Source organism: Mycobacterium sp. URHB0044, assembly GCF_000620625.1.
GTDB lineage: Bacteria > Actinomycetota > Actinomycetes > Mycobacteriales > Mycobacteriaceae > Mycobacterium.
On sequence record NZ_JIAW01000004.1, the window covers coordinates 390,854 to 414,599 of the forward strand.

The window sequence follows — 23,746 nt, forward strand, 5'->3', positions numbered from 1 at the left end:
TGACCAACGACACCATTGACGTAGCCGCCCTGACCGGCTGGATCCGCGAATTCGGCCGGGTGATCGACGAGAACGCGCAACTGCTCAGCGACCTCGACGCCGCGATCGGCGACGCCGACCACGGCATCAACATGCAACGCGGCATGACGGCGGTGCTCGCCACGCTGGAAGAGTCTGCGCCCGTGGACATGTCGGCACTGTGCAAACAGGTCGGCATGACGTTGGTGAAGTCTGTCGGCGGAGCCAGCGGACCGCTGTACGGCACGTTCTTCCTGCGCATGGCTCCCCCACTGGGCACGTCCGACACCGTGGCCGCCGCCGACTTCGCCAAGGCGCTTCGCGCCGGCGTGGAGGGCGTGGTGCAGCGCGGGCGCGCCGAGTCCGGTGACAAGACCATGTACGACGCGCTGGCACCCGCACTCGACGCGCTCGACGCCGCTCTCGCCTCGGACACCGGCCTGCCGGCCGCACTGTCGGCCGCGGCGACGGCAGCCGCGGACGGCCGCGACGCCACGGAATCGATGGTCGCCCGCAAGGGCCGGGCCAGCTATCTCGGGCAGCGCAGCGTCGGTCACCAGGATCCGGGCGCCACGTCCGCGGCGATGTTGATCGCCGCCGCCGCAACCGCATTCGCCGGCGGGTGAGCGCCATGACCGTCGGACTCGTCGTCGTATCACACAGCAGGGCGCTGGCCAGGGCGGCCACCGCACTGGCTCAGGAAATGCTGCACGGCAAGCCAACTCGCATCACCATCGCCGCCGGTTTGGATGAAACCACCTTCGGCACCGACGCCGCCGCGATCGTCGACGCCATCACCGCCGCGGACCAGGGCCACGGGGTGGTGGTCCTGATGGACCTCGGAAGCGCCGTACTGTCGGCCGAACTCGCCTGTGAACTGCTCGACGACGACGCCCGCGACCGCGTCCGCTTGTGCCCCGCCCCCTTGGTGGAGGGACTGGTCGTCGCCGCGGTCGCCGCGGCGGGCGGAGCGTCGATCGACGAGGTGGTCGCCGAAGCCGCAGGAGCACTGGCCGGCAAGATCGGGCACCTCGGCCCCACTCCCGTCACGGAGGTCACCGACGAGCCGGGCGATGCCGACGAGTTGGCGGGTGCGTTCGTCGTCGCCAACCCGCACGGCCTGCACGCCAGGCCCGCAGCGCGGCTGGTGCAGGAGGTACGCCGCCGCGACGCCCGCGCGCGAATCCGCAACCGCAGCAGCGAATCGGCGTGGGTCGACGCAGGCAGCCTGTCGAAGTTGGCCACGTTGGGAGTCCGCTGCGGTGACGAGGTCGAGGTGCGCGTCTCGGGCAGTCAAGCCGCCGAGACACTGGACCACGTACTTGCCCTCGCCGCGCGCCACTTCGACGAGTCACTGACGGCCCCGACTGCCACCCCGGAACCCGCTGTGGCCCAAGCCCCCATCGGCGCCGGCCCCGGCCTGGGCATCGGCCCCGCCCGCTCGGCGCGGCTGAGCACGATCGAGGTTCCCGACGAGCCCGCCGAGGAACCCGCGGCGGAATGGCGCCGCCTGAGCAAGGCCATCGCCGGGGTGCGCCGCACCATCAGCCAGCTGCGCAATCGAACCGCGCGGGAGGTCGGTGAGGCGGAGGCGTCGATATTCGACGCTCACCAACTGTTGCTTGACGACGACGAGTTGCTCACCGCCGTCCGGCAACGCATCGACGGCGGCATGTCCGCGCCGGCGGCGTGGGCGGCGGCCATGCAGCACCTCGCGGCGGAGTTCGCGGCGATGTCGGATCCCTACCTGCGGGCCAGGGCGGAGGACGTCAGCGCCGTCGGCGATCAGGTGCTGCGGGCCATGCTCGGCAGCACCGCGCCGGCATCGGCCACTGCAGGAGTCCTGGTCGCGGCCGACCTCACGCCTGCCGAGGCGGCGGAACTCGATCCCGACCAGGTGGCCGGCGTGCTGCTGGCGTTCGGCAGCCCGCACGCCCACAACGTTATCTTGCTGCGGGCCAAGGGAATTCCGGTGATCGTCGGCGCGGGGCCCACGGTGCTGTCGATACCCGACGGCACGCCGGTGGCACTCGACGGCACCCACGGCGAGTTCGTCGTCGACCCGCCCCAGGACGTCCAACGCGACTTCGCGGCCAGGGTGGCCACGCTCGCCCGGCGTCAGTCCGAGGCGAAGGCCCACGCAGGAGAACCGGCGGTCACCCGCGACGGCGTCACCGTTGCGGTGGGCGCCAACATCGGCTCGGTCGACGACGCGCGGGCGGCGGCCGCGCAGGGCGCCGACTTCGCCGGCCTGGTACGCACCGAGTTCCTGTTCCTCGGCAGGCAGGACGCGCCGGACGTCGAGGAGCAGTTCGCCGTCTACCGCAAGATCGCCGAATCGCTTGATGGGCGGCGGATTACGCTGCGCACGCTCGACGTCGGCGGCGACAAGCCGCTGGAGTTCCTGCCCACGCCCGCGGAGATGAACCCGTTCCTCGGCGTCCGCGGCATCCGGCTGTCGCTGGCGCATCCCGAACTGCTGGCCGATCAGCTGCTGGCGATGGTGCGGCTGGCCGAGCAGACACCGGTCAGCGTGATGTTCCCGATGATCTCGACACTCGACGAGTTATTCGCGGGGCGTCGGCTGCTCGACGAGGCGATCGCGCGCACCGGCCGCGAGCGGCCGGCGGGACTGCAGGTCGGCATGATGGTCGAGGTGCCCGCGGCGGCGCTCAAGGCGGCCGCGTTCGCCCGTCACGTCGACTTCTTCTCCATCGGCACAAACGATCTCACGCAGTACGCCCTGGCCGCCGACCGCAACAACGACGCCGTCGCCGCGATCGGCGACACGTTCGATCCTGGGTTGCTGAGCTTGGTGCGGGCGACCTGCCTGGGCGCGGCTGGGCGCGCGTCGGTGTCGGTGTGCGGTGAGTTCGCCGCCGACGAGCGCGCCGCAGCGTTGCTGCTGGGATTGGGTGTCGACGCGCTGTCCGTCACGCCGCCTGCCATCCCGGCGACGAAGGAGGCGGTGCGTGCGGTCGACACCGGCGCGGCACGCCGGCTCGCCGAAGAGGCCCTGTCGGCTGACGGACCGGTCGCGGTGCGGGAGTTACTGGGCTAGCCGGCGGAGGAAGGCGATGGTCTCGAGTTCGCGATTGGTGGACTCGTCATCGCTGGTGCCGTACATGTGGTTCGCAGACAGCTTGACGACGACGGTCTTCGTGGTCGGGCTTACGTAGACGAACTGGTTGTACACGCCGATGGCGCTGAATTCACCGGAATCGCTTGCGGGAAGCCACCACTGATATCCGTATCCGAGGCCGAGGGGATGGCTGCCCACCACCGGGCGACCCGGCTGCAGGTGATCGGCGTCGGAGGTCAGTGATGCGCTGACCCATGACTCCGGAACGATCTGCCTGCCCTGCCATCGGCCGCCGTTGCGGAATAGCTCACCGACTTTGGCGTAGTCCCGCGCGGTCATGACGAGCCCCGCGAAGGCCACCTCCATGCCAGCGGAGTCGATCAACCAGTATGCGGTCGAACTGAATCCGAGTGGCTCGACGAGCTTTTCCTGCATGTAGTCGGTGATCGACCGACCGGTCGCGCTGACCAGTAGCGCGCCGAGTGCTTGGGTATCGCCCGAGTTGTAGCGGCAGAGGCGCCCCGGTTCGTTGTCGCGCACCATCGTTGCGACGAAGTCTTCGAGGGTTCCGCCATCGCCCATCGCGGCAGCTAGCCGATAGATGTCCGACGCCGGATCGTGGTAGTCCTCGTTCCACCGCGCACCCGACGACATCTGGAGCACGTCCTTGATCGAGACGCCGTCATAGGCCGAGCCCGGCGTCACGCGGATGTAGTCACCGATGGGTCGATCGATGCTCGAAATGTGGCCCTCATCAACGGCAATGCCCACCAGCGCCGAGATGACGCTCTTGGCCACCGACATCGAGATCCACGGAACGTTTGGCCCACCGGTCAGCCCGTACCACTCGTAGCAGATGGCGCCGTCGCGAAGCACCAGGAGCGCAGCGGTGTCGGTTTCCACGACGAAGTCCGCCGCCGAGCGGCTCTCACCGCCGAACGCGTAGGTGTCCGGAAAGTCGATCTGATCGGTCACCGACCAGTCGTGTGGCGTCGAGGAGGGCGACATCTTGCTGGTGGGAATGAGATCCGGCACACGCGAGAAGTTCTCGTGCTGCGGAATTCCAGTGAACAAGCCCAACTCGATCAAGGAGGACGGGGTGTGGCCGGCCATGTCGACCTCTCATTCGGGGACGGTAGGGCTAACATAGCCGTACCGAATGGTTATGACAACCACTTGGTACGCCTACATGAAGAGGTCGCTGACATGCCCGTGCAGGAAGACCGCGTGGACGGACGCACTCTCCGCCACCAGCACCGACGGCCGGAACTGCTGGCCGCCGCCACCGAATACGTGCTCGACCACGGCATCGGTGATCTGTCGCTGCGCGAGATGGCCAGCGCTCTCGGCGTCACCCACGCAACACTGCTGCGGCACTTCACGTCGAAGGAGGACCTGCTGTTGCAGGTCATCGAGAAGATCCGCACCGACTTCGTCGCCCGACTCGCTGACGACGAGCAGCTGCGATCCGCCCACCCCGCCTCCGAACTTCTGCGCACGACGTGGCAACGCCTGTGCGAACCCGCCGAACAACGGCAGTTCGCCCTCCTCTTCGAGCTCGTGGGCCGGGCAACACGAGGCGGTGGCCGCGTCGCCGAACTGGCGCAGTCGAGCATCGATGACTGGCTCGCCGTCATCTCGGCACAGCTGGTGCGCATCGGCCATCCCGCCGAAGAGGCAGACACCCTCGCCACCTTGTTGTTGGCGCAGGTGCGCGGGCTTCAACTCGATCTACTCCTGACGGGCGACCGGCCTCGCGTGGATCGAGCGATCGACGCGCTGATCGCCATGGTCGACCAGACGCACTAGCGCCAAACGAAGGAGGCCGCCTTGCCAAATGGCAAGGCGGCCGTCCCCATTCGTGGGAATTAGACCGGCGTAAATCCGCCGTTCACCCAGATGCCCCAACCCGGGACGTCGGGATTCCACACCACCTGCGCCCACGGCGCCCACGGCGGTGGCGGAGGCGCGGGCGGCGCCCACACCGGCACGGCTACATCCCTGTGTCCCGGCGGGGGCTGGTAGTTCTGCCCAGGAGGCAGCGGATTGCCTGGCCCGCCGAGATTGACGCCCGGACCCGGAATGGGCGGCGGTGGTGTCGGCCACATCGGATCGGCCTGTGCGAGGCCGGTGGTAGCCCCAAGAGCGGCGAACCCGACGGCGCCTGCAAATGCCGCCTCGGCGGCGATCTTCTTCAGATTCATCGTGTGTGCTCCTTTCGGCTCGTCAGCGCTGCCGCACTCTGCGACACCACCCGTTGACGTGCCCATCTGGATCACTGCCGCGATGGCAGCTCACGACCCCCCACGGGCTGGTACCCGGCGCTTCGGGAGCGCTAAACACCCGTGGGTCGGAGCCTGCTCGATGAATCGGTTACTCGGAGTTGGACCAGTCGAAGTCGTAGTAGATCCAGTTGCTGTCCTCGAACGACAGGTGAATGCCCTCCGCCTCGACGTCGAAGGTGCCCTGGCCGCAGTCACCGCGCTTCCAGATGAAACCGGTCTCGAGCACGATCGCGGCGCGGTGTTCCTCTCCGGTGACGGGGTTCTTCAGCGTCGTGCCCTTGGCCTCGCCCACGCCGGGCACGCTGAAACCGCTGTAGATGCCGTCGTCGTCGAGGTTCACGTCGGCGCGCACGACGCCGACGACGTCGTACGTGGTGCCGAGAATCTCCCACGGCATGCCGCCGAGCTGGCCGGTGTAGATCTGGGCCAGCGCGTCGAGCTGGGCGTCGCTGACCTCCGGCGGGACGACGAAGACGGCCCTGCCGTCGCCGTCGTGAATCGCCTTGGGCCAATCCACGATCATCAGCGCCGTCACGCCGGACAGGTCGACGTCGCCGCACTGCCCCTCGGTGATCCGGTTGGCCACGGCGGCCTTGCAACTGCCGTCCGACGATGTCGGATACCCACTGAAGTTGCAGGTGCAGCCTGGCTGACAGTTGCAGAACTCGTAGCCAATTCCCTTGAGCCGCCAGGCGGTAGTGGTTGCGGTGACTGACATGGTGCCCTCCTAGGCGATTGTCGTTACCAACGACGGGGAAATCAGAAGCACCGCACCGAGAATGGCGAGCACGGGCGCGGCCGCGAGCGCGATGCGCTCGCCGTAGCGGGAGTTCTTCTCCAGCACGATCAACGCGGTGAACACGGCCAGCCACAGCACGCTCATGCTGCCGGTGGCGACCAGGACCGCGAACAGCGCCCAACAGCAGCCAATGCAGAACGCGCCGTGGACGATACCCATGCGAAGCGCGCTCACGGGGCGACGCAGGCGTTTGGCGTAACGCATGAAGAACCCGAGGGGCGATCGGCAGTGGCGCAGGCACGCCGACTTCAGCGGGCTCACCTGCCACACCGCAGCCACCAGCAGCGTGGCACCCGCGACCCGACCGGCCCACGCCCGGCCGTCGGACAACGGCATCTCCAGCGCGCGCCATGCGAGGTAGGCGGGGATCGCGAGCGTCGTCCACAGCGCCAGGTAGCCGCCGACGAAGAACGGCAGCGGCGCGACGGTGCCCCGGCCGGCCGCCCTGGCGTACAACATCACGACCGGCAGGATCGCCGGAAGCATCATCGCGGCCATCATCGCCACCCAGGCCACGACGAACGCCGCGAACGACATGGGGCCCGCCATCGAACCCATGTCACCCATGTCGCTCATGGAATCCATGGGCAGGGGGGCCACCCCGTCACCGGACATGTCCGCGGCCACGCGGGCAGACCACCACCAACCGACCCCGGCCAGACCGATCAGCGCAGCGGGGACCCCAATGCGCAGAGCAAATCCGTCGCTCCCCTTCGCGACACCGGCGACCGCGTCCCGCATCCCCATTCGACCGCGCCTCCCTGAACCGCATTATGGCTGGTTGCGCCAGCAACCGTCGCCGATTCACAGAAGCGGTCAAACCGAAGTGGATCGGTCAGTCGGGCCCGTCGACCCACGTTCCGTGTCGCATCACGGCAGTCACGGCAAAGTCTGCGTCCAACACCACCAAATCTGCCTTGGCCCCGGAAACGAGTCCCGCGCTCGGCATGCCCAGTGCCCGGGCGGGATTGATCGACGCCTGGCGCACGGCCTGCATCAGCGCGTCCCCGCGGGACAGTCCGCCGTAGACGACGGCGAAGCGGAACACCTGGTCCATGGTCGCGGTACTGCCGGCGATCGTGTCGGTTCCGGACACGCGCGCCACACCGTCGACGACGTCCACGGCCAGCGGTCCAAGGGGATAGACCCCGTCGGCCATCCCCGTGGCCGCCATCGCGTCGGTTATCAACGACACCCGGTCGGGTCCGGCGCTGCGCGTGACGTGCCGGTAGATCGCCGGGTCGACGTGCACCCCATCGGTGATCAATTCGACTGTCACGCGCGGATCTTCGAGCAGCGCGACGACCGGGCCCGGCTCGCGGCGATCGATCGGGCGCATCGCATTGAACAGGTGCGTGCCCACCGTCGCGCCCGCGTCGATCGCCGCCCGCGTCTGCTCGTAGGTGGCCTCGGTGTGGCCGACGGCGACCACCACGCCCGCCTCGACGAACTGACCGATCGCGGCCAGCGCGCCGTCGCGTTCCGGCGCGATGGTCACCATGCGAACGGTTCCGCCGGCCGCGTCGAGCACGCGGGCGATCTCCGCCGGATCCGGGTCACGCATCAACGACGGCTGATGCGCACCGCACCGCGTCGTGGACAGCCACGGGCCTTCCAGATGGATGCCGTCGATCAGGCCGTCACGAACGTCAGCTGCCAATTCGCTTACCTGGCGCAGCAACTCGGCCGGACCCGCGGTCACCAGGGAGGCGATCAGCGCGGTGGTGCCCTGCCTACGGTGCAGGGCCACGGCGGTCGACGTGTCCGCGCGAGATGCGGTGGAGAAGTTGGCCCCTCCCCCGCCGTGCAAATGGGTGTCGACGAAGCCGGGCACGACCGTCGCCGCACCGAGATCGCGGTCCGGCGGCCGGGTCGGGACGCCACCGCCGATGGCCGCCACCTCGTCGCCTGATACCTCAATCCAGCCCGGCCGCAACGATTCTCGGCCGGTGAGCAAGGTATCAGCCGTCAGCAGCACTCAGATGCCCTGCCACTTCGGCTTGGACCGGTACGTCTCGCGGTAGTAGTCGACGAGCTGAAGCCGCCGGGCGGCCGCGTCGTCGAGCAAGACCGTCACGTGCGGATGGTGCTGCAGGATGGTCGCCGGCCACAGCGCGCTGACCGACCCCTCGACGAGGTGGTGCACGGCTTCGGCCTTGTGCCGACCGGTCGCCACCAGGATCACGTGGCGCGCCGCCATGATCGTCGCCAGTCCCTGGGTCAGGCAATGCGTGGGGACGGCGTCGACGTCCCCGCCGAAGAAGCGGGCATTGTCGACGCGCGTCTGCCTGGTCAGCGTCTTGATCCGGGTTCGGGAGGCCAGCGAGGAGCCCGGCTCGTTGAACCCGATGTGCCCGTCGGTGCCGATTCCGAGGATCTGCAGGTCGACCCCGCCTGCCTCCCGAATTGCGTTCTCGTAGGCCGCGCACGCGGCGGGGATGTCGGCCGCGGCGCCATCGGGGCCCTGCACCGCTCCCGCAGCGAAGTCCACCCGCGACACGAACACGGTGTCGATGACGTTGCGGTACCGCTCGGGATGGTCGGCGGGCAGGCCGACGTACTCGTCGAGCGTGAAGCCACGGGCCTGCGCGAACGAGATCTGACCGGCAGCGTGGCGCGCCGCCAGTTCGTCGTAGATCGCCACCGGCGACGACCCGGTGGCCAGGCCCAGCACCGCCGCCGGGTTGCGACCGAGCAGAGCACCGATCGCGTCCGCGGCGACGCCACCGATCTCCTCGGCCTCGGCCAGGATGACGACTTCCATCTACTTGTTCGCCGTGAACAAGATGGCACCGGAAGGGATCTGCGCGCCCTCGGTCACTGCTTCGGACGCAATGACGTTGCCGGCTTCCCGCTCGTCCATGACCACCACGGGGACAATGGGATTGAGCCCCTTGGCCTCGACCGACGGGACGTCGTAGGTGATGACGAGCTGACCGGCGTTGACCTCGTCGCCCTGGCTGACGTGAGCGGTGAACCCCTCGCCCTCGAGCTTGACGGTGTCGATGCCGAGGTGCACGAGTACCCCGACGTTGTCCGGGGTCAGAACGATGTAGGCGTGCGGAAGCAACTTCAAGACCTTCCCGCTGACCGGGGCGACCGCCTCGACGACACCGCGCGGAGGGTCGATTGCGGCGCCGTAGCCCACCATCCCCTGGGCGAAGACCGGGTCGGGGACGTCGTGAAGCGGTACCGCACGCCCCGCGACGGGAGCGAGCACTGGCGTCTTGGTCATTCGTCAACAATACGAGCGGGACGGAAAGACGGACTCGGGTTCGCAGGTTCTCGTCTAAGCTTCCGCTGAGCTTGGGTGGTGGGCGACGTCTGCGGCAGAGAAGGGTGACCGGAATGAGCGACACGGCGAAAACTCAAGGCGCATCGAAGAAGTCGGGCCTTCGCATTCCCGGCTTCGCGCAACTTCAGCGACTGGGCAAGAGCCTCATGCTGCCGATTGCCGTGTTGCCCGCGGCAGGCATCCTGCTGCGCCTTGGCCAGCCCGACCTGCTCGGCAGGATCCACGCTCCCGTCATCGGATCGTTCTTCCAGGCGATGAGCGCCGCCGGCGACGCACTGTTCAGCAACCTTCCGCTGCTCTTCGCCGTCGGCGTCGCCATCGGTTTCGCCAAGAAGGCCGACGGTTCCACCGCACTGGCCGCCGTCGTCGGCTACCTCGTCGTGCAAGCGGTGTTCAAGACCATGTCGCCGATCGTCCTGGCCGGTGAGGTCGACAAGGCAGGCGACCAAGCCCAGATCAACTACAGCGTGTTCGCGGGAATCGTGGTCGGCCTCGTCACCGCGTGGCTCTTCGACCGCTACCACACCATCCAATTGCCGTCCTACCTCGGATTCTTCGGCGGCCGACGCTTCGTCCCCATCGTGGTGTCGCTGGCGTCCTTGTTCATCGCCTTCGCGATGAGCTACTTCTATCCGATCTTCGACGCGGGGCTGACGGGCCTCGGCGAGTTCATCGGCGGTTCGGGTGCCCTGGGTGCCTTCGTGTACGGATTCGCCAACCGCATGCTGATTCCGCTTGGGCTGCATCACATCCCGAACTCGTACGTGTGGTTCCTCTACGGCGATTACCAAACCCCCGGCGGCGAGAACGTCACCGGCGAGCTGACCCGCTTCGCCGCGGGCGACCCGACGGCGGGCCTCCTCACGTCCGGTTTCTACCCGATTCTGATGTTCGGACTGCCCGCCGCGGCGCTTGCCATGATCTTCGCGGCCAACAAGAAGCAACGAAAGCTCGCGGTCGGCATTCTGTCGGCGGCCGCACTGACCGCGTTCGTCACCGGCATCACCGAGCCGCTCGAGTTCGCGTTCATGTTCGTCGCGTTCCCGCTGTACCTCCTGCACGCGGTGCTGACCGGACTCTCCCTCGCCATCGCGTACCTGCTGGACATCCACCTGGGCTTCTCGTTCTCCGCGGGCCTGATCGACCTACTCCTCTACGGCACTGCACCCGCGGCGAAGAACATTCCGTTGCTCATCGGCATGGGGATCGTGTTCTTCGTCGTCTACTTCCTGGTGTTCTGGTTCGCGATCACGAAGTGGAACCTGCGCACCCCCGGACGCGAGCCGGAAGAGGAATTCGAAGCGGAGGAGGAAGCGAACCTCGGCGAGGGTGCCGAGGCGGCTACGGCCGTGACGGCAGGCGGGTCGGGTGCCGCGACGGTGACCGCACCTGCTCCGGTCGCTACCGACAGCAAGGCCGAACAGGTCATCGAGGCGTTCGGAGGGCGGGACAACCTGGTGAACGTCGACGCCTGCATCTCGCGGCTGCGGATGGAGGTCGCCGACACCAGCAAGGTGGATCAGGCCCGACTGCGCAGCTTGGGCGCCGCGGGCGTCGTCGAGGTCGGCAACAGCGTCCAGGCGGTCTTCGGCACCGATTCCGACGCGCTGAAGAACGCCATCACCGAGATCCTCTAGGGAGATCGTTGAAGGCGATACCCGTCATCGCGCTGACCGGTTACCTCGGCGCTGGCAAGACGAGTCTGCTCAATCACGTCCTTCGCGCACCCGGAGCGCGGATCGGCGTGGTGATCAATGACTTTGGCGAACTCAACGTCGACGCGGCCCTGGTAACGGGGCAGATCGACGAGCCCGCGTCGATCGCCGGTGGGTGCATCTGTTGCCTGCCCGACGAAGGTGGGCTGGATGCGGCGCTGGAGAAGCTTGCCGATCCCCGACTGGAACTCGACGCCATCATCGTCGAGGCCAGCGGCCTGGCCGACCCGGTCGCGATATCCCGGATCATCCGCTTCAGCGGGGTCGAACGGGTGCGGCCCGGCGGCATCGTCGACGTCATCGACGCCGCCACGCACTTCGACACCGTCGATGCCACGAACACCCCGCCGGCTCGATATGGTGCCGCGTCGTTGGTCGTGGTCAACAAGCTCGACCAGATCCCCGAGGCGGATCGCGTCACCATGGTGGAGCGCATCGAAACGCGTGTGCGCGAATCCAATCCGGACGTGCACGTCGTCGGCGCGGTCGGCGCCAGAGTCGATCCCGCTCTGCTCTACGACGTGTCCGACATCGACGCCTCCGGACAGCTGTCGATCAGGGAACTGCTGATCGATTCGGCACAGGATCCCGCGCACGCCGATCAGCACGATCACGTCCACGCCGCCTCCGTCACGGCGACCAGCGAGGGCTGCGTCGACCCCGGCGTCCTGCTCGACCTGCTCGAACAGCCGCCGGCAGGCGTGTACCGCCTCAAGGGCATCGTCGCCGTCCGCTACTCCGCGCGGGTACGCACCTACGTCGTCAACGTCGTCGGCACGTCGATCCACGTGGCGGCCGCACCGCCGGCGGCACGCGCCAACTGCCTGGTGGCGATCGGCACCCGGTTCGACGTCGACGACGTTCGCACCCGCATGGAGGCGGCGGTGCGACCGCACGACGGCCCCGTCCCCACCTCCGGCGTCCGCCGCCTGCAGCGGTACCGGCGACTCAGCATCTGAGCACGGCCTCCCGATAGGCTGGGAACCATGGTGGGAACGCGATGAGTGCTGGTCTGTTCGGCCTTCTCGACGACGTCGCGGCATTGGCGCGGCTGGCGGCGGCGTCGGTCGACGACATCGGCGCTGCTACGGGCCGTGCGACCGCGAAGGCGGCGGGCGTCGTCATCGACGACACCGCGGTGACGCCGCAGTACGTGCACGGGATCACCGCCGACCGCGAACTACCGATGATCAAGCGGATTGCCATCGGGTCCCTGCGCAACAAACTGGTGTTCATCCTTCCCGCGGCGCTGCTGCTGAGCCAATTCGTGCCGGTGGTCATCACCCCGATCCTGATGCTGGGTGCCACCTACCTCTGTTACGAGGGCGCCGAGAAGGTATGGGGCTGGTTCCCCGGGCACGACACCCACGCCGCACCGACCGCAGCCGTCGGCGAGGACGCCGAGAAGCAAATGACGGCCGGCGCCATCCGCACCGACTTCATCCTCTCCGCCGAGATCATGGTCATCGCGCTGAACGAGGTTGCCGACCAATCCTTCTGGCCGCGGTTCATCATTCTCGTCATCGTCGCGCTGGTCATCACCGCCGCGGTGTACGGGGTGGTCGCGCTCATCGTCAAGATGGACGACATCGGCCTCAACCTCGCGGGGCGCGCCTCGAAGTTCTCGCAGAAGATCGGCCGCGGACTCGTCGCGGCGATGCCCAAACTCCTGTCGGCGCTGTCGACCATCGGAACCGTCGCGATGCTGTGGGTCGGCGGCCACATCCTTCTGCAGGGGTCGGACACGCTCGGCTGGCACGCGCCATACGGCTTCGTGCACCACCTCGAGGAAATCGTCCACCACGCCGTCGACGGGATCGGCGGCGTGCTCGCCTGGCTGGTCAACACCGGAGCTTCGGCCCTCATCGGCCTGATCGTCGGCGCCATCGTGGTCGCCGTCATGCACCTGCTGCCGTTCGGCAAGAAGGCCGCACACTAGTCACGCGCGGCAAGCTCGGTTGACTGTGACCTGGCTCACAGTAGAATGAACCGATGTCAACGCGGACACATTCACAGTCGCTCGGTGCGGGTGGCCTCAATTGGAACAGCCTGCCGCTCAAGCTGTTTGCCGGCGGCAATGCCAAGTTCTGGGATCCGGCCGACATCGACTTCTCCCGTGACCAGGAGGACTGGGAATCCTTGACGGAAGTCGAGCGCGACTGGGCCACCCGGCTGTGCGCCGAGTTCATCGCCGGCGAGGAAGCGGTCACCCAGGACATCCAGCCCTTCATGGCCGCAATGCGGGCCGAAGGACGGCTGGGCGACGAGATGTACCTGACCCAGTTCGCGTTCGAGGAGGCCAGACACACCCAGGTATTCCGGCTGTGGCTCGACGCCGTCGGAATCACCGACGACCTGCACCGCTACCTCGACGACCTGCCGTCGTACCGGAAGATGTTCTACGAGGAACTCCCCCAGTCGCTGGATACGCTTTCGAGTGATCCTTCACCTGCCGCCCAGGTTCGGGCGTCGGCGACGTACAACCACGTCATCGAAGGGATGATGGCGCTGACGGGATACTATGCGTGGCACAAGATTTGCATCGGTCGCGGCATTCTTCCCGGCATGCAGGAGCTGATCCGGCGCATCGGTGACGACGAGCGCCGCCACATGGCATGGGGCACCTTCACGTGTCGGCGCCACGTCGCCGCCGACGATGCCAATTGGGCGGTCTTCGAAACCCGGATGAACGAGCTGATTCCGCTGGCATTGCGCAACACCGAAGAGGGCTTCGCGCTCTACGACCCCGACCACGTTCCCTTCGACCTGACGATGGACGAGTTCATGCAGTATGCGGCCGACAAGGGAATGCGTCGGCTCGGCACGATCAGCAGCGCCCGGGGACGGCCGCTCGGCGACATCGACGTCGACTATTCGCCGCTGCAGCTTGAGGACGCTTTCGCCGACGAGGACAGCAAGGTCCTGGCCGCCGCGCGGTAGCACTCGCTCAGAACGGCACGCCAACGCGTTTACTGACGCGGAAGACTTCGGTTTCTTCTGCCATCCCCTTGAGGTGCTGGGTGCCCAGACTGTCGAAACGCAGTCCCGAGCCCGCCGACAGATCACGAACGGTGCGACTCGCGAGGACCTCGTCGGCGTGCGCCATGCCTCCGATCCGCGCACCGACGTGGACCGCCATGCCGCTCCATTCGTCGCCGCGCCGCTCGCATTCGCCGATGTGCACGCCCACCCGTACGTGGATGCCGAGTCCGGCAAGGGTCGGCACGAGTTCCAGTCCGCAACGGGCGGCCTTGGTGGGCCCGTCGAAGAGCGCGAAGACGCCGTCACCGGTGTGTTTGGCGCGCCGCCCGCCGTACTTCGACAGCAATCTGTCGACGAGTCGGTCATGAGCGTCGAGCTCGTGGCGCCACTGTGCATCGCCGTGCGCGCTGAGCAGCTCCGTTGAGCTGACGATGTCGGTGAACATCACCGTCGCGAGCACCCGCTCGCCCGTCTCCTCGGATGATTGGCCGCAGACGAAGTCGAGTATGGCGGACGCCATCGCGTCGTCGAAGAGGCCGTGCGGCCCAGGCGGCAGTTCCTGGAATTCCGCGTCGGGGATGGCCGCTGCCAGTGCGGTGGCGGCCTCGACCGGGGCGACCAAATCACCCCGCCTGCCGAGGACGAGCGTCGGCGTGCGGATGGTCTGCAACACCGGACGAACGTCGATCTCCGCGAGGGCTTGGAACAGCATCGACGCCATCATCGGGCTCGCCGAGGCGCGCTGAATCCGGCCGTACATCTCGCGAAACCCTGGCACGTCGGCGATGGAACCGAAGAATGCTTCGGCCAAAGCGCCTTCGCCCCAATGGGTCTCGATGTCCTGGTGATACTCGGCTGCCTGGCCGGGATCGAAACCCCAAGGAAACTCCGGCAGTTCGGGAGTGAACCGAGGCAATGTTCCGTACAGCACCAGCGAGCGGACGCGCTGCGGATACGTCGCCGCGAACAGGATGCTCATCGGTCCGCCTTCGGACACACCGAACAGCGAGGGGCAATCGGCTCCGGCCGCATCCATTACCGCGTGTAGGTCGTCCATGCGTTCGTCGAGCGGCGGAACACGTGTGACCGGATCGGAAAGGCCGGTACCGCGCTTGTCCCAAGCAACGAACCGGGTGCGCTGGGCAAGCTGCTCGAAGAACGTCGTGAACGGCAGGTCGGGGTCCACCAGCATGTCGACATTGCTGATCCAGCCGGGAACCCACACCAACGTCGGGTCTTGATCACCCAGCACGCGATATGCGAGGCGAACGGCCCCGTTCCGCGCGTAGTGCACTCCCCCGTCGATCACATGACCATCGTGCACCCGCCGGTCGGCTCTACACGTGCGTTTTCGTCGAGCCGACTTCGTGCGCGACCTACGACCTCAGCCGAGGGCGAACAACTCGAGCTGGATGTTGTCGGGATCGCGGAAGACGACCGTGGCGAAGGCGAACGGCTCGGCCACCTCCCTGATGCCGGAGTGTGCGATGCCGAGCTGGTCCAGCCGGGTGGTCCACGCCTCCAGCTCGTCGCGTGTGGCCACGTTGAAGGCCACGTGGTCCAGCCCGGTGCGGGCCTCGTCGAACTGCCGTCCGTCGTTGCCGGTATTGGTGTGCAGGCCGATGACGACACCCGAACGCGGCTCGATGAGCAACTCGGCGTAGCCCGTGTCCTCGCATTCGTAGTGCGGAAACGCCGTCGGGACGCGGTTCGCGCCCAGTAGCCGTTCGTACCAGCCAACGCTGGCCTCGAGGTCGGTCACGGTGATGGAAATGTGGTGTATCCCGGCGATGCCGGGAACGGCGACCTCGGACATGCCCGTCAACTTCCCGTCGGAATCGGTGCGGTGGTCGGCTCGGGCCGGATTGCCGCGAGCCGCCGCCGTGATGCGGGGGTTCGAATGACTTGCGGCCACCAGAACCAACGTCCGAGTAATGCTGCGATCGCCGGCGTCATGAACGACCGCACGATCAGGGTGTCGAAGAGCAGCCCCAACGCGATGGTGCTGCCGACCTGGGCGATGCTGCGCAGGTCGCCGAACATGAACGATCCCATGGTGGCCGCGAACACCAGACCCGCCGAGGTCACCACCGAACCCGAACCGGCCATGGCACGGATGATGCCGGTCTTGAGGCCGTGGTGCAGCTCCTCCTTGAACCGGGACACCAGCAGCAGGTTGTAATCGGATCCCACGGCCAACAGCAGGATGACGGACATCACCAGCACGATCCAGTGCAGCCGGATGCCAAACAGGTGCTGCCACACCAAGACCGAGAGCCCGAAGGACGTGCCGAGCGACAGGAGGACGGTTCCCACGATCACGGCCGACGCCACCACGCTTCGCGTGATGATCAGCATGATGATGAAGATCAGGGCCACCGCAGACATCGCGGCGATCATCAGGTCGTACTTCGACCCGTCCGCCATGTCCTTGTAGGTGGCCGCGGTCCCACCGAGGTAGATCGTGGAACCTTCGAGCGGGGTGCCCTTGATGGCTTCCTTCGCCGCCTGCTTGATGGTGTCGATGTGCGAGATGCCCTCGGGGGTAGCGGGATCGCCCTCGTGCTCGATGGTGAAGCGCACCGACTTGCCGTCGGGTGAGATGAAGTTCTTCATGCCGCGTTTGAAGTCGCTGTTGTTGAACGCTTCCGGCGGCAGATAGAACGAATCGTCGTTCCGCGATGCGTCGAACGCGTCGCCCATGGCGGTCGAGTTCTCCTGCATCGCCGACTGCTGATCCTGCGAACCCTTCTGGGTCGCATACATCGTCAGCATCATTGTCTTCATGCTCTTCATCGTCTCGATCATCGACGGCATCAGCGCGACCATCTGCGGCATCAACGCATCGAGGCGTTCCATGTCGGGCATCAGGGCCTGGATGTCGTCGGTCATCGTGTCGATGCCGTCGAGGGTGTCGAAGACCGACCGGATCGACCAGCAGACCGGGATGTCGTAGCAATGCGGTTCCCAGTACAGGTAGTTGCGCATCGGGCGGAAGAAGTCGTCGAAATTGGCGATGTTGTCGCGCAATTCGGCGATGTCGATCGTCATGCCCTTCATCCGGGCGACCATGCTGTGCATCACGTCGGCCATCTGCATGGTGACGCTCTGCATCTTGGTCATGTTGTCGATCGTGGTCTGCATGTCGTCGGCCTGTTTGAGCATGTTGGCCGTCATGTCCTGGTTGTACTTCTCGTTCATCTTCTGACCGGTGCTCTGCATGCCGATCTGGAACGGGATCGTCGTGTGTTCGATCGGTTTGCCCGTGGGCCTGGTGATCGTCTGGACCCTCGCGATCCCCGGCGAATGGAAGATGGCCTTGGCGATCTTGTCGATGACGAGGAAGTCGGCGGAGTTGCGCAGGTCGTGGTCGCTTTCGACCATCAACAGCTCGGGGTTCATCCTCGCGGCGTCGAAATGCCGGTCAGCGACGGCATATCCGACGTTGGCCGGCGTATCGGCCGGCATGAAGTGGCGTCCGTCGTAGTCGGTCTTGTAGCCAGGCAGGGCGAGCAGGCCGATCAGCGCCAGCGCCAACGTCGCGACCAGAATCGGGCCGGGCCACCGCACCACCACGACGCCGATGCGGCGCCACCCTCGGGAACTGATCGCGCGCTTGGGGTCGAACAGCCCGAAGCGACTGCCAATGACGATGACCGCGGGGCCAAGCGTCAACGCCGCGATGACGGCGACGAGCACGCCCACCGCGCAGGGCACCGCCATCGTCTGAAACCACGGCAGGCGCGTGAACTTCAGACACAGCAGTGCACCGGCGATGGTGAGGCCGGAGCCGAGCACCACATGCGCGGTGCCATGAAACATGGTGTAGTACGCCGTTTCCCGGTCCTCGCCGGCTCCGCGGGCTTCTTGGTACCGGCCGAGGAGGAAGATCGCGTAGTCGGTGCCCGCGGCGATCGCGATGAGCGTCAGCAGACTCGTCGCGAACGTCGAGAGCCCGATGACGCCGGTGTTGCCGAGAAAGGCGACGATTCCCCTGGAGGCACCGAGTTCGAGGAACACCATCAGCAGGGTCAGGACCGTGGTGACGATCGAGCGATACACGAAGAGCAGCATGATCGCGATGACGACCAGCGTGACGGCCGTGGCCTTCGCCGCACCCTTGTCGCCGGCGACCCGCTGGTCGGCGTTCATCGCCGCGCCTCCGGTGACGTAGGCCTTGACTCCTGGCGGGGCTGGCGTCTCGTCGATGATGTCGCGCACGGCGGCGATGGACTCGTTGGCCCGCGTCTCGCCCATGTTCCCGCGCAGATACAGCTGTACGAAGGCGGCCTTGCCGTCGCCGCTCTGCGCGCCCGAGGCGGTCAACGGGTCACCCCAGAAGTCCGCGACGTGCTCTACGTGCGCCGTATCGGCTTGAAACTTCTTGACCAGCTCGTCGTAGAAGTGGTGGGAATCGGCGCCGAGCGGCTTCTCCCCCTCGAGGATGACCATCGCGTTGCTGTCGGAGTCGAACTCTTGGAAATTGGCCCCGACGCGCTGCATCGCCATGAAGGCAGGCGCGTCGTGGGCGTTCATCGAGACGGTGTGAGCCTCGCCGACCTTCTCAAGCGTCGGTACGAAGACGTTGGTGACGACGGTCAGCGCCAGCCAGGCGAGCACGATGGGTACCGCAAGGACGCGGATGACGTGCGCAATCTTGGACCGCTCCGGCGACACCGTCGCCAACCGATCAACGATCGCCATCGCCTTGCCCCCGATCAGGCCCTTAGCCGCCGACAGGCAAGCCTTGCGCGTAACACGAAGTGTCGCGCGTGTAATACGTTTAGTCCATCAAACTGTTCCCTGTCAATCGCTGGCCAGCGCCGGTCCACCTCGTCAGGTTGTCGAGTCTTGGGCCCGGTCAGAGGCAACGACCCCGCGCATACGCGGGAAATGAATCATCCGAGTCGTGCATCGCGCAGCGCTTCCCGCGTTAGTCTTTGCCGATGCTCGCGGGCGACAAGGCGCCTGACTTCAGTCTGCTCGATCATTCGGGTCGGCCGCGGACACTGTCCGCGCTCCTGGCCGATGGGCCGGTGGTGCTGTTCTTCTTCCCGATAGCGTCCTCACCGATCTGTACAGCCCAGGCCTGTCATTTTCGGGACCTGAGCAGTGAATTCGCCGCGGTGGGCGCCCAGCGGGTGGGCATCAGCACCGACACCGTCGACAGGCAAACGCACTTCGCCGAGCAGCGCTCATTCGACTATCCGCTGCTCTCCGACGCGGACGGCGTGGTGTCCGAGTTGTTCGGGGTGCGCCGAGGCAGGTTCGCCAAGCTGCGCAAATCCGTCGTGGCGCGTGAGGCCCGGCGTGGGCGGCACAGTCGGCGCCGTGGCCTGCTGGCCCGGGTGCTGCCGGTCAGACGGACCACATTCGTCATCGACACCGACCGCACCGTACTCAAGGTCGTCTCCAGCGAGCTGCGCGCATCGGTGCACGCCGACCAGACCTTGCGGTTCTTGCAGAACCACGCGGTGGCACATGGCTTGCCACATGTCCGGGAGAAGCACACCGACCCCGGGGTCGAACTGCCACTCGAGGCTCCGGTCGAAGCGCTCAACACCAGAACGAAGCCGCCGCGCTGGCCGAGAAATGATGTGCGAGAACAGATCCTGACGTGTTGCGTGGACAACCCCTCGGTCGCCGAGATCGCCGCTCAATTGTCCTTGCCGCTCGGTGCGACGCGGTTCCTCGTCGGCGACCTGGTGACACAGGGTTATTTGCGGGTGCACGCCATCTCCGGTGACTCGACGACGATCGACGAACGACGTGAACTGATAAGAAGGACCCTGATTGGCCTGCGCGCACTCTGAGGCAGCGCTATCAGCCCGGCGACGTCGGGTCCGATCGCCCTAGCGGGGTCATCCGTCGGCGCCGTCGGCGCCCTGGGTACTACCAGCCGTGCCATCGCCATAGCCGCCTTCGCCACCGGTACCCCCTGGTGTGCCGCCGTTGCCGCCGTTGCCGCCGAACGCCTTGCTGACGGTGCTCTCGGCATTGCCGCCGTCTCCGCCGAAACCACCGACACCGCTCGGCCCCCCGCCGCTGCCGCCGTGGCCGCCATTGCCGCCGGTGGCCTCGGCATTGGGAATGCTGGCGTCGCCGGTGCCGGCCTTGGCGTACGAGCCCTGACCGCCATTGCCGCCTTTGCCGCCACCTCCAGTCCCGCCGTTGCCGCCGTTGCCGCCAGCTGCGTTGCCCTCTGCGAATACGGCAACAGGGGCGTCGCCGCCATTGCCGCCGTTGCCGAGCACGCTGCTGCCGCCATCGCCGCCGTTGCCGCCCGTCGCGTTGCCACCACTAAAGGAATCGGTCTGGTCGCCGCCGTTGCCACCGTTGCCACCGTTGCCGCCCCAGGCGTTGCCGCCGTCACCTCCGTCACCGCCGAAGACATCACTGTGATAGCTGTAATTGCTGTGGCTGGCGTCGCCGCCGTCGCCACCATTGCCGCCGTTGCCTCCGTCGCCGCCGTCGCCTCCGTAGGCCTTGCCGTCAGGCGCAATGGCCTGGCTGATGTAGCCCGCGTCGCCACCATTGCCCCCGTGGTAGGCGGTGCTGCCCGCGAAACCATTGCCGCCGTCGCCGCCGTCGCCTGCGATGGCATCACCGACAAGAGTGACGGCCATACCGCCGTTACCTCCGTCCCCACCGTTGCCCAAGGAGCTGTCACCGCCCCTACCGCCGTTGCCGCCGGTCGCGGGCACGTTGAGGGCGACGATGTTCTGCTGGTCCGCGGGGTGGACGCCGGCGTCGCCGCCGTCGCCACCCTTTCCGCCATTGCCGTAGTACGCGCTCCCGCCGTTGCCGCCATTGCCGGCGATCCCGATCAACGGATCCGCATTGCCTCCTCTGCCGCCGTTGCCGCCACCCCCGTAGAGCAACCCGCCAGCCCCGCCGTTGCCGCCGTCCTGGCCGAGCCCACCGTTGGCGCCGTCGGCGCCCCTGCCGACGAGCAGACCGCCGTGCCCGCCGTTCTGGCCTGGTATGCGGCCGGCGGCGCCGTTACCGATGAGCAGGCCGCCATTCGCACCCGGCGTGATGGCATTGCCGATCAGCCAACCTCCCGGCCCGACCACGTTGAACGGGTTGGCCAGGATCTGCGCCGGCGCACCTAGCAGACGAGCCAGGATCGGGTCGATCGGTGCCGCCGGGCCGACCCGGCCGATCGTCGGCGGCACGAACAGCGACGGCACGGACACGCTGTCCGCGCTCCGCTCTCGGCCCAAGGCGCAGACGAGGTCGGTCGCGGCGCAAGAGGCAGCGAGCAGTTCATTCGGTATCGGCACCGAATGATCAACCAACACAATGGATGTGGAGAGGATCCTCGCCTGAACCGCCGGGCTCGGGTGGCCACCGGTCAACGCAGTGCCGGCCCCCACCGCGGCCAGTGCACCGACAGTCGCCGCCGACGCAAGGATCCGCTTCCGGCCCCGCGACTGCTTCATGTGCTTGCCCATTACGTCCTCCCGAAGACCTTGTTGGAGCTATCCGTCGGCGCCGTCGGCACCGTTGGCGCCGGTGCCCGTGCCGCCTGTGCCGCCGGAACCGGCGGTACCCCCGTGGCCGGGCGCAGCGCTTCCGCCATTGCCGCCGTTGCCGCCGGTGCCGTTGCCACTGGCCGGGCTTTGGGCGTTGCCGCCATTGCCACCGTTACCGCCGTCGTCGCCGAGAGGTCCGCCGTCACCGCCGTCACCGCCGGCACCGCCGAACGACGCCCCGTCCGACCGGGGATTCTTGGCACCGCCACCATCGCCGCCGCTGCCGCCGTTGCCGTTCGCGATGTTGGCGCCGCCGTTGCCACCGGTTCCGCCGGCGCCGCCCGTCGCAACCGTGTTGCCGAAGCCGCCGCCGAAGCCGCCGGCGCCGGCTGGGCCGCCGTCACCGCCTTCACCGCCGTAGCTGCCGCTGCTGATGGCGCCGAGGCCGCCATTGCCACCGGTACCGCCGGTCGCGTTGCCGTCCGCGAAGACACCGGTGGCGAAATCGCCTCCGGCAGCTGAGGCGTCGCCGCCGTCGCCGCCGTCGCCGAAGTAGCCCCCGGCGTTGCCGCCGTCGCCACCGTTTCCGCCGACTGCGTCACCGGCCAAGCTGGCGACGCTGTGGCTGCCGTCGCCACCGTCACCGCCGCTGCCGAAACCGTTGCCGCCGGTGCCGAAGCCGTTGCCTGCGTTACCGCCGTCGCCACCGCTGCCGCCGGTGGCGGTTCCGTTGAGGGCGGTCGTGGTGGCGCCGACCCCGGCGTTGCCCCCGACGCCACCGTCGCCATCGCCGCCGCCGTTGCCCCCCGCGCCGCCGCTCCCGGCGGTGGCGTCACCGTTGGTAGTGGCGGCCTCGCCGCCGTTCCCTCCGGACCCACCATTGCCATCCGCCCAGCTGTGGCCGCCGGCGCCACCATTCCCGCCGACCGCCGGCACCGCGAGGGAATTGTCGACCCGTTCGCCGTTGACGATGTGAATCGAGCCGGCGTCGCCGCCGTCGCCACCGTCACCGCCGTCGCCCCGAAATGCGCTCCCGCCGGCACCGCCATTACCCGCGATACCGGTCAACGGGTCCGCGGCACCGCCGTTGCCGCCGTGACCGCCGTTGCCGATGAACAGGCCGCCGGCCCCGCCGCTGCCGCCGTTCTGGCCGATGCCACCGTTCGCGCCGTTGCCGCCGGCACCGATGAGGAGGCCGCCGTACCCACCGTTCTGGCCCGGCGTTCGGCCGCCGGCACCGTTGCCGATGAGCAGACCACCGTTCGCGCCGGGGGTGACGGCATCACCGATGAGCCAACCGCCGCGCCCGATCACGTTGAACGGGTTGGCCAGGATCTGGCCGGGCGCTCCCACCAGGCGGACGATCAGCACATCAACGGTGTCGAACAGTGCCGCGTCAAGCCTGTTGACCGGCAACGCGGGTACCGGGAGGCGAATCGCCGACGGGCCTTCCGATCCACTGCGCCCACCGGCCAAGGCACAGATGATGTCCGTCGAGGCGCAAGAGCCGACGACCCGTTCACTGGGTGCCGGCACCGAAAGATCGACCAAGGCGACGGGCATGCTGACCACCAGGGGCTGAACGTCAGAACTCGGTTGGACGGCCACCAACGCGGCACCGGACGCGGCCAACGCACCGGCCGTCACTGCCGACGCAAGAAACCGATGATGAGCCGGGGACGACTGGCGCGCGTGCTTGGCCATGGGGAACGATCCTCTCGCCGGAATAACCCGCTGTGGGCTTCCTGTGTGCTTGCCAGGAACCTAAGTCGGTGGCGATGGACCGGCTGGGGTAGTCCACTACCCCAGTTCCACCTGCGGCTCGCGAAGATCGTGATTGGAGTAGTCCACTACCCCAGCCCGCCGTTGCCGCAGCAGCCATCGTCGATCCCATGGGCACCCATGCGCGCCGGGCCGAGTTCTTGCAGCGGTTGCCGTTGCCGTACGCCACCGCCCTGCGGTTGCGTGATGCGGGGTTTGCGGACGAGGTGATCGCCGAGCGTGTCGGGGTGGATCCGGCCGCGCTCCCGACGTTCATGCGAGTAGCCGAGGCCAAGCTGGCCGCCGCGTCGGACGAGGCACCGGCCTGATC

At 67.5% G+C, this 23,746-nt stretch carries 21 protein-coding genes and 1 pseudogene; 10 read left to right on the top strand and 12 right to left on the bottom strand.

Going from position 1 to position 23,746, the window contains the following annotated elements:
• Positions 1 to 14 precede the first annotated feature (14 nt).
• Both dhaL and ptsP read left to right on the top strand, forming a co-directional pair.
• Positions 15 to 644 (top strand): dihydroxyacetone kinase subunit DhaL, encoded by a 630-nt coding sequence (gene dhaL / locus N536_RS0111155; RefSeq protein ID WP_029113686.1) that lies wholly within the window; start codon positions 15 to 17, stop codon positions 642 to 644.
• 5 nt (positions 645 to 649) lie between these two features.
• Positions 650 to 3,079, top strand: a complete 2,430-nt coding sequence (ptsP, locus tag N536_RS0111160; RefSeq protein ID WP_029113687.1) for a phosphoenolpyruvate--protein phosphotransferase — start codon at positions 650 to 652, stop codon at positions 3,077 to 3,079.
• Here the strand turns inward: ptsP and N536_RS38065 are convergent.
• On the bottom strand, positions 3,068 to 4,213 hold the full coding sequence (locus N536_RS38065; protein ID WP_036435955.1) for a serine hydrolase: 1,146 nt from the start codon (positions 4,211 to 4,213) through the stop codon (positions 3,068 to 3,070). The two genes, ptsP and N536_RS38065, sit on opposite strands and share 12 nt — an antisense overlap.
• A 93-nt stretch (positions 4,214 to 4,306) precedes the next feature.
• On the opposite strand from N536_RS38065, the gene N536_RS0111170 reads away from it, so the two are divergent.
• Positions 4,307 to 4,909, top strand: coding sequence for a TetR/AcrR family transcriptional regulator (locus N536_RS0111170; RefSeq protein WP_036435956.1), 603 nt, complete (start codon positions 4,307 to 4,309; stop codon positions 4,907 to 4,909).
• A gap of 59 nt (positions 4,910 to 4,968) precedes the next feature.
• Here the strand turns inward: N536_RS0111170 and N536_RS0111175 are convergent, their stop codons facing one another.
• From N536_RS0111175 to N536_RS0111200, 6 genes are all read right to left on the bottom strand, one after another.
• Positions 4,969 to 5,304, bottom strand: coding sequence for a hypothetical protein (locus N536_RS0111175; RefSeq protein WP_029113689.1), 336 nt, complete (start codon positions 5,302 to 5,304; stop codon positions 4,969 to 4,971).
• 169 nt (positions 5,305 to 5,473) lie between these two features.
• Complete coding sequence (locus N536_RS38070) at positions 5,474 to 6,103, bottom strand: DUF1326 domain-containing protein (RefSeq protein ID WP_051574408.1); 630 nt, start codon at positions 6,101 to 6,103, stop codon at positions 5,474 to 5,476.
• Between the two features lie 9 nt (positions 6,104 to 6,112).
• Positions 6,113 to 6,931 carry a DUF2182 domain-containing protein gene (locus tag N536_RS38075; protein ID WP_064751534.1) on the bottom strand — a complete coding sequence of 273 codons (819 nt, stop codon included), beginning with the start codon at positions 6,929 to 6,931 and terminating at the stop codon, positions 6,113 to 6,115.
• A gap of 88 nt (positions 6,932 to 7,019) precedes the next feature.
• Positions 7,020 to 8,162: an N-acetylglucosamine-6-phosphate deacetylase gene (gene nagA, locus N536_RS0111190; RefSeq protein WP_029113690.1), complete on the bottom strand. Its 1,143-nt coding sequence runs from the start codon at positions 8,160 to 8,162 to the stop codon at positions 7,020 to 7,022.
• Positions 8,163 to 8,948: a glucosamine-6-phosphate deaminase gene (nagB, locus tag N536_RS0111195; protein WP_029113691.1), complete on the bottom strand. Its 786-nt coding sequence runs from the start codon at positions 8,946 to 8,948 to the stop codon at positions 8,163 to 8,165.
• Entirely contained in the window at positions 8,949 to 9,419 is a 471-nt protein-coding gene (locus N536_RS0111200) for a PTS glucose transporter subunit IIA (RefSeq protein ID WP_029113692.1), read from the bottom strand. It abuts the gene before it with no gap.
• 113 nt (positions 9,420 to 9,532) lie between these two features.
• Between N536_RS0111200 and N536_RS0111205 the strand changes: the two genes are divergently transcribed.
• From N536_RS0111205 to N536_RS0111220, 4 genes are read left to right on the top strand one after another with little or no spacing between them, the layout of a single operon-like run.
• Positions 9,533 to 11,116, top strand: coding sequence for a PTS transporter subunit EIIC (locus N536_RS0111205; RefSeq protein WP_029113693.1), 1,584 nt, complete (start codon positions 9,533 to 9,535; stop codon positions 11,114 to 11,116).
• 8 nt (positions 11,117 to 11,124) lie between these two features.
• On the top strand, positions 11,125 to 12,153 hold the full coding sequence (locus tag N536_RS0111210) for a GTP-binding protein (protein ID WP_029113694.1): 1,029 nt from the start codon (positions 11,125 to 11,127) through the stop codon (positions 12,151 to 12,153).
• A 41-nt stretch (positions 12,154 to 12,194) separates the two neighbouring features.
• A complete protein-coding gene (locus tag N536_RS0111215; RefSeq protein WP_029113695.1) occupies positions 12,195 to 13,133 on the top strand; it encodes a DUF808 domain-containing protein in 939 nt (312 codons plus the stop codon).
• 53 nt (positions 13,134 to 13,186) lie between these two features.
• Positions 13,187 to 14,134, top strand: coding sequence for a R2-like ligand-binding oxidase (locus N536_RS0111220; protein WP_029113696.1), 948 nt, complete (start codon positions 13,187 to 13,189; stop codon positions 14,132 to 14,134).
• 7 nt (positions 14,135 to 14,141) lie between these two features.
• Here N536_RS0111220 and N536_RS0111225 read toward each other — a convergent pair whose 3' ends face one another.
• The 3 genes from N536_RS0111225 to N536_RS0111235 all read right to left on the bottom strand — a co-directional run bounded on the left by N536_RS0111225 (position 14,142) and on the right by N536_RS0111235 (position 18,880).
• Complete coding sequence (locus N536_RS0111225) at positions 14,142 to 15,485, bottom strand: adenylate/guanylate cyclase domain-containing protein (RefSeq protein WP_029113697.1); 1,344 nt, start codon at positions 15,483 to 15,485, stop codon at positions 14,142 to 14,144.
• 75 nt (positions 15,486 to 15,560) lie between these two features.
• A complete protein-coding gene (locus tag N536_RS0111230) occupies positions 15,561 to 15,992 on the bottom strand; it encodes a VOC family protein (RefSeq protein ID WP_029113698.1) in 432 nt (143 codons plus the stop codon).
• A gap of 5 nt (positions 15,993 to 15,997) precedes the next feature.
• Positions 15,998 to 18,880, bottom strand: a complete 2,883-nt coding sequence (locus N536_RS0111235) for an RND family transporter (RefSeq protein ID WP_051574410.1) — start codon at positions 18,878 to 18,880, stop codon at positions 15,998 to 16,000.
• 242 nt (positions 18,881 to 19,122) lie between these two features.
• On the opposite strand from N536_RS0111235, the pseudogene N536_RS43515 reads away from it, so the two are divergent.
• A pseudogene (locus N536_RS43515) lies at positions 19,123 to 19,641 on the top strand (peroxiredoxin); the annotation flags it as partial.
• Positions 19,642 to 19,650: 9 nt separating this feature from the next.
• Positions 19,651 to 19,989 (top strand): DUF742 domain-containing protein, encoded by a 339-nt coding sequence (locus N536_RS43520; protein ID WP_231514492.1) that lies wholly within the window; start codon positions 19,651 to 19,653, stop codon positions 19,987 to 19,989.
• Positions 19,990 to 20,037: 48 nt separating this feature from the next.
• Here N536_RS43520 and N536_RS43330 read toward each other — a convergent pair whose 3' ends face one another.
• Entirely contained in the window at positions 20,038 to 21,633 is a 1,596-nt protein-coding gene (locus N536_RS43330) for a hypothetical protein (protein WP_036435958.1), read from the bottom strand.
• 27 nt (positions 21,634 to 21,660) lie between these two features.
• Positions 21,661 to 23,358 (bottom strand): hypothetical protein, encoded by a 1,698-nt coding sequence (locus N536_RS42570; RefSeq protein ID WP_051574411.1) that lies wholly within the window; start codon positions 23,356 to 23,358, stop codon positions 21,661 to 21,663.
• A gap of 188 nt (positions 23,359 to 23,546) precedes the next feature.
• Between N536_RS42570 and N536_RS0111255 the strand changes: the two genes are divergently transcribed.
• Positions 23,547 to 23,744 carry a hypothetical protein gene (locus N536_RS0111255; protein ID WP_029113701.1) on the top strand — a complete coding sequence of 66 codons (198 nt, stop codon included), beginning with the start codon at positions 23,547 to 23,549 and terminating at the stop codon, positions 23,742 to 23,744.
• Positions 23,745 to 23,746 lie beyond the last annotated feature (2 nt).

Bases quoted from the DNA above. Each gene is read 5' to 3' on its own strand.
- ptsP (WP_029113687.1), top strand. From the start codon at position 650: ATGACCGTCGGACTCGTCGTCGTATCACACAGCAGGGCGCTGGCCAGG.
- N536_RS38065 (WP_036435955.1), bottom strand. From the start codon at position 4,213: ATGGCCGGCCACACCCCGTCCTCCTTGATCGAGTTGGGCTTGTTCACT.
- N536_RS0111170 (WP_036435956.1), top strand. From the start codon at position 4,307: ATGCCCGTGCAGGAAGACCGCGTGGACGGACGCACTCTCCGCCACCAG.
- N536_RS0111175 (WP_029113689.1), bottom strand. From the start codon at position 5,304: ATGAATCTGAAGAAGATCGCCGCCGAGGCGGCATTTGCAGGCGCCGTC.
- N536_RS38070 (WP_051574408.1), bottom strand. From the start codon at position 6,103: ATGTCAGTCACCGCAACCACTACCGCCTGGCGGCTCAAGGGAATTGGC.
- N536_RS38075 (WP_064751534.1), bottom strand. From the start codon at position 6,931: ATGGGGATGCGGGACGCGGTCGCCGGTGTCGCGAAGGGGAGCGACGGA.
- nagB (WP_029113691.1), bottom strand. From the start codon at position 8,948: ATGGAAGTCGTCATCCTGGCCGAGGCCGAGGAGATCGGTGGCGTCGCC.
- N536_RS0111200 (WP_029113692.1), bottom strand. From the start codon at position 9,419: ATGACCAAGACGCCAGTGCTCGCTCCCGTCGCGGGGCGTGCGGTACCG.
- N536_RS0111205 (WP_029113693.1), top strand. From the start codon at position 9,533: ATGAGCGACACGGCGAAAACTCAAGGCGCATCGAAGAAGTCGGGCCTT.
- N536_RS0111215 (WP_029113695.1), top strand. From the start codon at position 12,195: ATGAGTGCTGGTCTGTTCGGCCTTCTCGACGACGTCGCGGCATTGGCG.
- N536_RS0111220 (WP_029113696.1), top strand. From the start codon at position 13,187: ATGTCAACGCGGACACATTCACAGTCGCTCGGTGCGGGTGGCCTCAAT.
- N536_RS0111230 (WP_029113698.1), bottom strand. From the start codon at position 15,992: ATGTCCGAGGTCGCCGTTCCCGGCATCGCCGGGATACACCACATTTCC.
- N536_RS0111235 (WP_051574410.1), bottom strand. From the start codon at position 18,880: ATGGCGATCGTTGATCGGTTGGCGACGGTGTCGCCGGAGCGGTCCAAG.
- N536_RS43330 (WP_036435958.1), bottom strand. From the start codon at position 21,633: ATGGGCAAGCACATGAAGCAGTCGCGGGGCCGGAAGCGGATCCTTGCG.
- N536_RS42570 (WP_051574411.1), bottom strand. From the start codon at position 23,358: ATGGCCAAGCACGCGCGCCAGTCGTCCCCGGCTCATCATCGGTTTCTT.
- N536_RS0111255 (WP_029113701.1), top strand. From the start codon at position 23,547: ATGGGCACCCATGCGCGCCGGGCCGAGTTCTTGCAGCGGTTGCCGTTG.